The sequence below is a fragment of the Mycobacterium kyogaense genome, assembly GCF_036946525.1.
Taxonomy (GTDB): Bacteria; Actinomycetota; Actinomycetes; order Mycobacteriales; family Mycobacteriaceae; genus Mycobacterium; species Mycobacterium kyogaense_A.
Map to the genome: position 1 here is coordinate 166900 of NZ_JAQIIY010000015.1, position 10284 is coordinate 177183.

At 69.1% G+C, this 10284-nt stretch carries 10 protein-coding genes and 4 pseudogenes; 4 read left to right on the forward strand and 10 right to left on the reverse strand.

The genetic code is table 11. The features are described 5' to 3' along the window. The first annotated feature begins 276 nt into the window (after positions 1-276). Complete coding sequence (locus tag PGN37_RS13965) at positions 277-1329, forward strand: GlxA family transcriptional regulator (protein WP_335331632.1); 1053 nt, start codon at positions 277-279, stop codon at positions 1327-1329. A gap of 9 nt (positions 1330-1338) precedes the next feature. Here PGN37_RS13965 and recX read toward each other — a convergent pair whose 3' ends face one another. Both recX and recA read right to left on the reverse strand, forming a co-directional pair. Continuing rightward, positions 1339-1869, reverse strand: coding sequence for a recombination regulator RecX (recX, locus tag PGN37_RS13970; protein WP_335331609.1), 531 nt, complete (start codon positions 1867-1869; stop codon positions 1339-1341). Continuing rightward, positions 1835-2878 (reverse strand): recombinase RecA, encoded by a 1044-nt coding sequence (gene recA, locus PGN37_RS13975; protein WP_335331633.1) that lies wholly within the window; start codon positions 2876-2878, stop codon positions 1835-1837. Before recA ends, recX begins: the two co-directional genes overlap by 35 nt. A gap of 171 nt (positions 2879-3049) precedes the next feature. Here recA and PGN37_RS13980 point away from each other — a divergent pair, with 171 nt between their 5' ends. Further along, complete coding sequence (locus PGN37_RS13980; RefSeq protein ID WP_335331610.1) at positions 3050-3934, forward strand: alpha/beta hydrolase; 885 nt, start codon at positions 3050-3052, stop codon at positions 3932-3934. Positions 3935-3937: 3 nt separating this feature from the next. Here the strand turns inward: PGN37_RS13980 and PGN37_RS13985 are convergent, their stop codons facing one another. Further along, on the reverse strand, positions 3938-4132 hold the full coding sequence (locus PGN37_RS13985; protein ID WP_335331611.1) for a DUF3046 domain-containing protein: 195 nt from the start codon (positions 4130-4132) through the stop codon (positions 3938-3940). Positions 4133-4141: 9 nt separating this feature from the next. Then, a complete protein-coding gene (locus PGN37_RS13990; RefSeq protein WP_335331612.1) occupies positions 4142-5314 on the reverse strand; it encodes a glycosyltransferase in 1173 nt (390 codons plus the stop codon). Between the two features lie 43 nt (positions 5315-5357). On the opposite strand from PGN37_RS13990, the gene PGN37_RS13995 reads away from it, so the two are divergent. Continuing rightward, a complete protein-coding gene (locus PGN37_RS13995) occupies positions 5358-5804 on the forward strand; it encodes a limonene-1,2-epoxide hydrolase family protein (protein ID WP_335331613.1) in 447 nt (148 codons plus the stop codon). 8 nt (positions 5805-5812) lie between these two features. On the opposite strand, the gene pspM is transcribed toward PGN37_RS13995, so the two are convergent. The 5 genes and pseudogenes from pspM to pgsA form a co-directional block, all read right to left on the reverse strand. Beyond that, the gene (pspM, locus tag PGN37_RS14000; protein ID WP_335331614.1) at positions 5813-6628 is read right to left on the reverse strand and encodes a phage shock envelope stress response protein PspM; all 816 of its coding nucleotides are present in this window, start codon (positions 6626-6628) and stop codon (positions 5813-5815) included. Between the two features lie 18 nt (positions 6629-6646). Continuing rightward, a pseudogene (gene pspA, locus PGN37_RS14005) lies at positions 6647-7468 on the reverse strand (phage shock protein PspA). 45 nt (positions 7469-7513) lie between these two features. Then, complete coding sequence (locus PGN37_RS14010; protein WP_335331615.1) at positions 7514-7921, reverse strand: helix-turn-helix domain-containing protein; 408 nt, start codon at positions 7919-7921, stop codon at positions 7514-7516. A 121-nt stretch (positions 7922-8042) separates the two neighbouring features. Next, positions 8043-8565: pseudogene (locus tag PGN37_RS14015) on the reverse strand (CinA family protein). Next, positions 8543-9138: pseudogene (gene pgsA, locus PGN37_RS14020) on the reverse strand (CDP-diacylglycerol--glycerol-3-phosphate 3-phosphatidyltransferase). The pseudogenes PGN37_RS14015 and pgsA overlap by 23 nt, the downstream one beginning before the upstream one ends. Before the next feature lie 42 nt (positions 9139-9180). Between pgsA and PGN37_RS14025 the strand changes: the two are divergent. Then, positions 9181-9691 (forward strand): annotated as a pseudogene (locus tag PGN37_RS14025) (amino-acid N-acetyltransferase). Positions 9692-9796: 105 nt separating this feature from the next. On the opposite strand, the gene PGN37_RS14030 reads toward PGN37_RS14025, so the two are convergent. Beyond that, positions 9797-10284: DNA translocase FtsK (locus PGN37_RS14030; protein WP_335331616.1), on the reverse strand; the 488-nt coding region annotated here is incomplete at its 5' end.

Below are 10284 nucleotides of genomic sequence, written 5' to 3' on the forward strand. Positions count from 1 at the left end.
CGTAAATCTCATGTGTCACCCGCCGTCCGGAGCGGACACGATCCCCGCAGTTCCGGACGTCGACACCGCCGCCGACACCGCAGATCGCGCGGCTGGCGTGCGCGTCTGCGCAGGCCGCGACGATCGGCAATGCCGTCGTAACAGCTCCGCGTTAGCGTCATTCGTCCGTGACGTCGCGAGCGAACGCGGTGGGACAGCGACCACAATCAGCGCACAGGGGGCGACGAAGGGGCACAGCCGGTGGCCGACGACAGCAGGGCAGCGCGGTCAGCGCGGCTGACCCAAGCACGCACCACGCACACTCGACGGTCGAAGGCAGCCAAGACCATCGTGTTCGCCCTCTACGACAAGGTCACGTTGCAGGACGTGGCGGCGCCGTTGGAGATCTTCGCGCGCGCCAACGATTTCGGAGCTGACTACGAGGTCATCCTCGCCTCCCCGACGGGTGCTGCGGTGGAGACCACGTCGTTCGTCGCACTCAAGGTGCACCGCGCGCTGAGCGAAGTCCCCGCGCGGTTCGACACCCTGATCGTGCCGGGCGGGGTGCCGCCGGATTTCGCCTTCACACCGGGCGAGCACGACATCCCTGAGGAACGGACGCCCGACGACGTACCTGCTGCGCTGGACATGGTGGACGTCCTGGCGCCGCGGGCACGTCGCGTCGCGTCGGTGTGCACCGGCGCCTTCGTGCTGGCCGCGCTCGGATTGCTCGACGGCCGCCGCGCGACCACCCACTGGGCGCACTGCCGCCATCTCGCGAGGGTGTATCCGGAGGTCGAGGTCGTCGCCGATTCCTTGTTCGTCCAGGACGGGCGATTCATCACCGGGGCCGGCATCAGCGCCGGCATCGATCTCGCGCTGGCCCTGGTGGAAAGCGACTACGGACCAGACGTGGCGCGGCGGGTAGCGCGATGGATGGTGGTGTTCCTCCAGCGTCCCGGCGGTCAGGCCCAATTCAGCGTGTGGACCGAGTCCGCGCCTGTTGTGTCCAGCGGGCTGCGCGCCATCCTCGACGCGATCATCACCGACCCCGCCGCCGACCATTCGATCGCCGCGCTGGCCGATCGCGCCGCCGTCAGCGAACGGCATCTGGTGCGCATGTTCCGCATTCACGTCGGCATGACGCCGGCGCGCTTCGTCGAGCAAGCCCGCTTGGAGGCGGCGAAGGTCCTGTTGGCCACCGGCGATCACGGCCAAGAGGCGGTGGCGCGCCGCGCCGGATTCGGATCCGCTGACACCATGCGGCGGACCTTTCGTCGCGCCCTCGGGGTCACACCGAGCATGTACCGCAGCCGATTTCGCACCACGGGTATCCAGCAGCCGCTGTAGCGCGAGCTCCTAGACCCGTCGACGCTCGCGTTCGTTGGCCAGTTCCGTGGTGACCACGTCGAGTGCCATCGTCTGGCTGTAGCCGCGCCGTGCCAGCATTCCGACCAGACGGCGTGCCACCTTGTTCTCGGCATCCCGGTCCCCCGGATCGCCGAGCTTCTCCCGACGCAACCGATCGCGGACCAGCTGCTCGGCGCGGGTCCGTTCTGCGTCCGCGTCGATGCCGGACAGCGCCGCGCTGATCACCTCGCCATCGACGCCCTTGTTGCGGAGCTCGGCAGCTAACGCGCGCTTGCCTTTTCCCGCATGCAGCCGCCGTGACCGCACCCACTGTTCGGCGAAGTCCTCGTCGTCGATCAGGCCGACCTGGGTCAGCCGATCGAGCACCGCGGCGCCGACGTCGTCGGGATAGCCACGCTTGGCCAGCTGCGTCTCCAACTCGGAACGGGTACGCGCCCGTGTGGTGAGCAGGCGCAGGCACAGGGCCCGCGCCTGCTCGGCACGATCAGAAGTCGACGGGAGCGGGGAGGACATCGTCATCCGTCACGACGGCGCCGATACCGAGCTTCTCCTTGATCTTCTTCTCGATCTCGTTGGCGGTGTCGACGTTCTCGAGCAGGAAGTTGCGGGCGTTCTCCTTGCCCTGCCCCAGCTGTTCCCCCTCGTAGGTGAACCAGGAGCCGGACTTGCGGATAAAGCCGTGCTCGACACCCATATCGATGAGCGAGCCCTCGCGACTGATGCCGCGGCCGTAGAGGATGTCGAACTCGGCCTGCTTGAACGGCGGCGAGACCTTGTTCTTCACGACCTTGACCCGGGTGCGGTTACCCACCGCGTCGGTGCCGTCCTTGAGGGTCTCGATCCGGCGCACGTCCAGGCGCACCGAGGCGTAGAACTTCAGTGCCTTACCGCCCGTGGTGGTCTCGGGCGAGCCGAACATCACGCCGATCTTCTCACGGAGCTGATTGATGAAGATCGCGGTGGTGCCCGAATTGTTCAGCGCGCCGGTCATCTTGCGCAGGGCCTGGCTCATCAGCCGGGCCTGCAGACCGACGTGGCTGTCGCCCATCTCGCCCTCGATCTCGGCGCGCGGCACCAGGGCGGCCACCGAGTCGATGACGATGAGGTCGATGGCCCCGGACCGCACCAGCATGTCGGCGATCTCCAGCGCCTGCTCACCGGTGTCGGGCTGGCTGACCAACAGCGCGTCGGTGTCCACGCCGAGCTTCTTGGCGTAGTCCGGGTCCAGTGCGTGCTCCGCGTCGATGAACGCGGCGATGCCGCCGGCGGCTTGGGCATTTGCGACGGCGTGCAGGGCCACCGTGGTCTTACCGGAGGACTCCGGGCCGTAGATCTCGACGACGCGGCCGCGCGGCAGCCCACCGATTCCGAGCGCGACGTCCAGGGAGATCGAACCGGTCGGGATGACCGAAATCGGCTGGCGGACCTCGTCGCCCAGCCGCATCACCGAGCCCTTGCCGAAGTTCTTGTCGATCTGCGCGAGTGCGAGCTCGAGAGCCTTTTCGCGATCAGGTGCCTGCGGAGCCATGGTCATACCTCTTCTGGTAGTCGTTGTTGACCGGTTCTCGGTCGGTTGGCCGTGACGCTAGGCGAGACCACCGACAAGTTTGTTTCCGATGACTGCGGTCGAACTCCACCCACAGTAGACGAACACCTGTTCGATTCAAGCGGACACGCCGACGGGATAACGTTTCCGACCATGACGACGCCCCAGGACGCGCGCATCCCCGCCGGTACCGAGCAGCTCGCCGCATATCTCTACACCCCGGACCACACCCAGGGACCCACCGCCTGCATCGTGATGGCCCACGGCCTGTCGGGCACCCGCGACGACGCCCTGCCCGGCTACGCCGAGGCGTTCTGCGCCGCCGGCCACACCGTGGTGCTGTTCGACTACCGGCACTTCGGCGCCTCCACCGGCGAGCCGCGGCAGCTGATCGACATCGGCCGTCAGCAGCAGGACTACCGCACCGTCATCGCCTGGGCACGCGGCCTCCCCGGTGTCGACCCCGACCGCATCGTGGCCTGGGGGTCGTCCTACAGCGGGGGCCACGTCCTCGCGGTCGCCGCCGACGACCCCCGTCTCGCCGCCGTGATCTCCCAGGCTCCGTTCACCGACGCCCTGGCCTCGATGCTCGCCGTGCCCACCCGCATCGTCCCCGCGGTCATGCTGGCCGCGGTCCGCGATCAGCTGCGCGCCTGGCGCAACGCAGCGCCGGTGATGCTGCCCGCGGTCGGCGATCCCGGCGAGGTCGCCGCGATGACATCCCCGGACGCCAAACCGGGCCTGGAAGCGATCCGTGGCCCGAACTCGTTGTGGCGCAACGAGTTGGCGGCACGCCTGATGCTGCGGTTCCCGTTCTACCGACCGAGGACGAAAACCGCCCGGCTCGCCATGCCGCTGCTGATCTGCGTCTGCGACGACGACAAGGTCACCCCGCCCGGGCCGACGGTGAAGGCCGCAGGGCGAGCCCCGCGCGCCGAACTACGGCACTATCCGTACGGCCATTTCGACATCTATCACGACCCCCAGGTCAAGGCCGACCAGGTCGCGTTCCTCGGGCGCGCGCTGGCCGCGCGGTAACCGTCACCACTGCTCGCGCGGCACGTCGAAGTCCGCGCACAGCGCCCGCCACACGTCGCGGGGTTCCACGCCGTCCTCGATGGCCTGGGCGGCGGTCCGGCCACCCAGCGTCATCAGCACGTGGTCCACCAGCATCGACGACGCCCGCACCGCCCCGAACTGCCGCTCGACCAGCTCTCGGAATTCCGTCAGCCGCACACGGCCAACCTACGCGGAAGCCCGCAGGGCGTCGTGACAGACCTGAACAGGATCGGCCACCGCACCTGCGGTGGCGCCGGCGCGCCGCGCCGCGTCACGGTAACGGGACGAGCCCAGCACCGCGGTGGTGGCCGCGCCCAGGGTCTCGACGTTCAGCGGTCGAACGAGTTCCGCACTGCCTTGGCGCACAAGGCGATTGGCGATCTCCCACTGATCGCCACCGCCGGGGACCACGACCATCGGCACTCCGGCGAGTAGGCCTTTGGACACGATGCCGTGGCCGGCGCCACACACCAGTAGATCCGCCCGGGACAGCAGCTCGTCCTGACGACCCAGCCCCACCACGGCCCACGGCGGCACTTCTCCATCCGGCCCCTGCAGCTGCGACACGGCGACGCGTGCGCCTTGCGGCAACACCTGCCCGGGAACCAGGGTCTGCAGCGCCAGATCGGCGAGTGCGACCGCCCCGGTACTCGCCGTCGACGGCGCCACCATCACCACGGGCCCGTCCCCGGGCGGCAGGTCCAGCACCGCCGTCGTCGGCTCGTAGTGCAGCGGACCGACGACGACGGCCTCGGCGGGCCAGTCGGGGCGCGGCACCTCCAGCGCGGGCAGCGTCGCGATCAACCGGCGCAGCGGGCCGGGGTCGGCGGCAGGCAACCCGATCTCGACGCGCACAGCGGCGCGCTGGCGCAACCCCGCCCGCCAGGACCGTGCGCTGAGCGCCCGAAGCATCGCATCGCGTGCCCGGCCCGTCAGCCCCACACCTGGGGCCAGCCCACTGCCCAGCGGGGGCAGGCCCTTCGACGGCCGGTACAGCGGGTGGGTGTTCAACTCGATCCACGGCACACCGATCAGGTCGGCCACCAGACCCCCGCAGGTGGTGATCGAATCCGACACCACCACATCGGGAGTCAGCGATGCGATGCGCTCTCTGTTGAGCACCGCCATCCGCGCCGCGCGCTCGTGGATCTTCGCACCCGCGTCGGCGTCGTCGTCACCGGTCATGACCCGCAGGCCGTCGAGCTCGACGGCGTCGAGCCCCTCCCCCCGCGCCGTGTCCAGCCACCGGGTGCCGGTCAGCAGCGTCGGCACGTCGCCGGCGGCCAGGAAACGCTGGCACAGCGCGATCGCGGGGAACGCGTGGCCGGGGTCCGGTCCGGCAACCACCGCGACACGCATGCGGGCTACCCTGCCACAGCACCTGCCGTTAGGGTCGATCGGTATGACCGACGAGGCCCGCCCCACCCTGCTGCCGACCACCGACAACGCCGCGCTGGTGCAGAAGTTCCTGGTGGCGCTGCAAGACGAAGACTTCGACACCGTCGAATCGCTGGCCGCGCCGGATCTGGTCTGGCAGAACGTGGGGTTGCCGTCCCTGCGGGGACGCGGCCGCATCATGGGTTTGTTGCGCCGCGGCGAAGGCAAGATGGGCTTCGCCGTCGCCTTTCACCGGGTGGCCGCCGAGGGCGGCACGGTCCTGACCGAACGCACCGACGCGATCATCCTGGGTCCGCTGCGGCTGCAGTTCTGGGTGTGCGGGGCGTTCGAGGTGCGCGACGGACAGATCACGCTGTGGCGGGACTACTTCGACATGGTCGATGTCATGGTGAAGGCGCCGCTGAAAGCGCTCGTCGGACTGGTCGTCCCGGCACTACGACCCCGCTTCTAGGCCGGCTTTCAGGCCCGCAGCCTGCCCAGCTCGTCGAACGCCTGCGCCCATCCGGTCAGCCGGTCGGTGGCCGAGGTGAGCTCGTCGCGGTAGCGCCTCTGCACCATCGGCGAGCTCGACATCGAACCAGAGTTGGCGGCCGACACCAATTGCGCTGCCGCCGAGACCATGTCGCTGTACTGGCGGGCACCGCGATCGAGCTGCGCGGAAAACGCCGCGATCGTGGGCGCCAGATGCGGACGCGACTGCGGAGCCGAGCTGACCGTGCGCTCCATCGACACCACTTCGGCGGCAGTCGCAGACATCGTGGCGGCTGTCCGTTCGGCGGCGGCACGCAGCTCGCGCAGCTCCCCCTCCGGCAGGAGACGGCCGCGTTCCATCACCCCGAGCAGGGACACGAGTCCACGTTCGGACGACGTCAGGGCCGCCATCGGCGCCCGCGCGGCCGAACCCCACGGCGGCAACCGGCGCGCCGCCGCAGAGCGGGCCGGAGGCAGCGGCTCTCCGCGCAGCCACCGGTACCGCAGGAACGCCAGCGTCGCGAGGAACGCGGCACCGACGGCGATCGGCGACGGGATGAACAGCGCCCACACCGGGGTGTTCCACGAGGCGAGCAGCGCGGTCACCCCCACCCAGAACACCGACGAGATCGCGAAGAACACGCCGAGGCGCAGCGCCCAGCGCCGTTTGCGCAGCAGCTTGGCACGCGGGTCGGCGGCAGCGTTCAGCTTGTCGGCGAGCGTGCCCGACCACTCCGCGGCGGTGTCGATGCCGCGCTGGGCGAGCGATCGCCAGGCGTCGGGTCGTCGGGTCCGAGTGCTCACCACATGCTCCCGTGAATGTTATTGCGACAGCGGATTTTCCGGTGCCGGGTTGGCAGCCGGGGTGGCCGGGGTCTGGGTGGGGGTCGCAGGCGCCTGGGCCGAGCCGGCGGGCAGCTGCTCACCGCGCATGACGCCCGGATCTGCTCGAGTCGCGAGTGGCCGGCCATCTCCGACGCTGGCCTGCTGCACTTCCATCATGCGGCCCTGCACCGAGTTCTGGGCCAGCTCGGCGGCGCCCATCGCGTTGGCGTAGCGGCGTTCGATCTTGTCGCGCACCTCGTCCAGGCTCGGGGTGGACCCCGGTGCGGCGATCTCGCTCATGGACCGCAGCGACGCGCTGACCTGTTCCTGCATCTTGGCCTGCTCGAGCTGGGACAGCAGCTTCGTGCGTTCGGCGATCTTCTGCTGCAGCACCATGGCGTTCTGCTCGACGGCCTTCTTGGCCTGCCCCGCCGCCTGCAGGGCCTGATCGTGCAGGCCCTTGAGGTCCTCCACGCTCTGCTCGGCGGTCACCAGCTGCGCGGCGAACGCCTCGGCCGCGTTGTTGTACTCGGTGGCCTTGGCGGGCGTCTCCGGAGGCAACGGCCTGGTCGGCGAGCGTCAGAGCCTGGCGCACGTTGACCTGGAGCTTCTCGATGTCGGCGAGCTGGCGGTTGAGCCGCATCTCCAGCTGGCGCTGGTTGCCGATCACCTGGGCCGCCTGCTGCGTCAGCGCCTGGTGCTGGCGCTGCGCCTCTTCGATGGCCTGCTGGATCTGCACCTGGGATCGGCGTACTCGTCGACCTTGGAGCTGAACAGCGCCATCAGGTACTTCCACGCCTTGCTGAACGGATTGGCCATGAGAACGTGTCCGCCTTCTCGAAGTCTCGGGTCAGTGGAACAGGGTCACCGACGTGGGTCGCCTGTCATCGCAGGTACCCAACTTATCGGTTCTGTACATCTCGCCACACCCCTGTGGGGATCAGGCGACCGCCATGGAGACGGCCTGCGAGACGGCCTGCGGGATGACGACCTTGGTGCTGGCGTCGATACGCGACGTGTTGACCCCGGTGCGGGCTTCTTCGAGCGCCATGTCGTCGCCGGCCTCGGACAACACCGAGACAACGGCACGTCGAGCGCCCCGCAGATGGCGCTGAGCAGTTCACTGGAGGCTTCCTTGCGGCCGCGTTCCACCTCGGAGAGGTAGCCGAGGCTGACCCGCGCGGTGTCGGAGACTTCACGCAGGGTCCGGCCCTGCTCGACCCGCACGCGCCGCAACACGTCGCCGATCACTTCGCGCAGCAGTGTCGTCATCGCGCTCTCCTCACCTCAGCTGTCGGCCGCAACACCCGCACACCATGGTGGCGTGTTACTCGACCCAACGCACGACGGGCCCCGGATGGTTCCCGATGCGTCCGCTCGTGGGCTCTCGGTATCACTGATTCTCGACGAGGACGTGCAGCCGGTGCAGGGCCGCGTGCGTCGCGGCGAGCCGGATCTGCCAGCGTGTTGCCGTCGAGACGCAGGGCGAGCACCTCGGTGTCGACGGGTCCGGCGAGCCCCACGAACACGGTGCCGACCGGATGGCCGCCGTGCGGTTCGGGGCCGGCGACGCCGGTCAGCCCCCACCCCCCAGGTGGCGCCGCAGCGCTGCTGTGCGCCGACGGCCATGGCTCGTGCGGTGGGCTCGGCGACCGGGCCGACGTCGGCGAGGAGTTCGGGGGCGACCCCGGCGAGCGCGATCTTGGTCTCGACGGTGTAGGTGATGAGCCCGCCGCGCAGCACTGCACTCGCAGCCGGGCACTCCGGCCAGCGTTGCCGCCACCAGCCCTGCGGTCAGTGACTCCGCTGTCGCGACGGTCTGGCCGCGCACGGTCTGGCTGCGCACGGTCAGGTCCGCGACCAGCGCCCGGGGCGCCCTCGTTCTCGAGAGGATCACTGTCGAGCGGGTCGGCCACGCGAGTCCCTCACCGCCGAGATGAAGTAGTCGGCCCCGGTCAGGACAGTGAGCACCACGGCGGCGAGCATGACGATCCACGCACCGGTGGACCAGGCACCGGTCAACGGCAGGATCAACAGCCCGATCGCTACGGCCTGCACCAGCGTCTTGAGCTTGCCTCCGCGACTGGCCGGGATGACACCGTGCCGCAGCACCACGAGCCGCAGCAGCGTGACGCCGAGCTCACGGGCCAGGATCACCACGGTCACCCACCAGGGCAGGTCGCCGAGCATCGAGAGCCCGATCAGGGCCGCACCGATGAGGGCTTTGTCGGCGAGCGGGTCGATCAGCGTGCCGAATTCGGTCACCATGCCATAGCTGCGGGCCAGGGCACCGTCGAGCCTGTCGGTGATGACGGCGACCGTGAACACGGTGAATGCCATTGTCGCCAGAAGGTTTCGTGGCCGTCTCCGACGAAAAGGAAAGCCAGGAACACCGGGACCAGGATCAGTCGCACACCGGTCAGCGCATTGGCCAGATTCGCCACCCGAGCGCGCGGGACCACCGGATCGGTCTGTGGTTGGCCCGGCACCGACACAGAATACTGGTTGCCCGAACCGATACCCTTCCCCGTGTGAGCTCAGATCCTGGTGAGGTGGTCGTGCGTCGGGCCAGGACATCCGACGTGCCTGCCATCAAGGCTCTCGTCGACGTCTACGCGGGCCGCATCCTGCTCGAGAAGAACCTGGTGACCCTGTACGAGTCCGTGCAGGAGTTCTGGGTGGCCGAAGTCGAGGGCGAGGTGATCGGGTGCGGCGCGTTGCACGTGCTGTGGTCCGATCTGGGCGAGGTGCGCACGGTGGCGGTGCATCCGAAGGTGCGGGGCCGCGGCGTGGGGCACGCGATCGTCGATCAGTTGCTGGCCGTGGCCACGGAGTTGCGCTTGCAGCGGATCTTCGTGCTGACCTTCGAGACCGAGTTCTTCGGCAGGCACGGCTTCCGCGAGATCGAGGGCACGCCGGTGACCGCGGAGTGTCTACGAGGAGATGTGCCGGTCCTACGACACCGGTGTGGCCGAGTTCTTGGACCTGAGCTACGTCAAGCCCAACATCCTCGGCAACACCCGCATGCTGCTCACGCTCTGACCCCCTCCCGCCCAAACCGACATTTGGGCGGGAAAGTGCGAGAGCATCGCGCCATTTCGTCGATCTCGGCGCGACGAGACCGACGCGACGAGACCGGAGCGAATCTCAGTCCGCGTCACCTCCGACGGCGTCGCTGCCCCCGCGGATCAGGGCCAGCGTGCCGGCCAGCTCGTCGGCTTGACCAGCACCTCGCGCGCCCTTGGAACCCTCGGAGGGCCCGACGATGCCGCGCGTCTCCATCAGATCCATCAGCCGGCCCGCCTTGGCGAACCCGACTCGCAGCTTGCGCTGCAGCATCGAGGTGGAGCCGAACTGCGACGACACCACGAGCTCGACCGCCTGCAGGAACACGTCCATGTCGTCGCCGATGTCGGGATCGACGTCCTTGCGCTCACCGGCCTTCACCGCGGTGACACCCTCGATGAACTCCGGCTCGGCCTGATCCTTGGTGGCGTTGACGACGCCGGAGATCTCCTCGTCGGTGATGAACGCGCCCTGCAGTCGGATCGGCTTGTTGGCGCCCATCGGCAGGAACAGCCCATCGCCCATGCCGATCAGCTTCTCGGCGCCGGGCTGGTCGAGGATGACGCGGC

Coding starts and splice junctions, on each gene's coding strand:
- PGN37_RS13990 (WP_335331612.1), bottom strand. CDS start 5,314: ATGCGTGTCGCGGTGGTTGCCGGACCGGACCCCGGCCACGCGTTCCCC.
- recX (WP_335331609.1), bottom strand. CDS start 1,869: ATGACGATGTCCTCCCCGCTCCCGTCGACTTCTGATCGTGCCGAGCAG.
- PGN37_RS14010 (WP_335331615.1), bottom strand. CDS start 7,921: ATGACGACACTGCTGCGCGAAGTGATCGGCGACGTGTTGCGGCGCGTG.
- recA (WP_335331633.1), bottom strand. CDS start 2,878: ATGGCTCCGCAGGCACCTGATCGCGAAAAGGCTCTCGAGCTCGCACTC.
- PGN37_RS13995 (WP_335331613.1), top strand. CDS start 5,358: ATGACCGACGAGGCCCGCCCCACCCTGCTGCCGACCACCGACAACGCC.
- PGN37_RS13980 (WP_335331610.1), top strand. CDS start 3,050: ATGACGACGCCCCAGGACGCGCGCATCCCCGCCGGTACCGAGCAGCTC.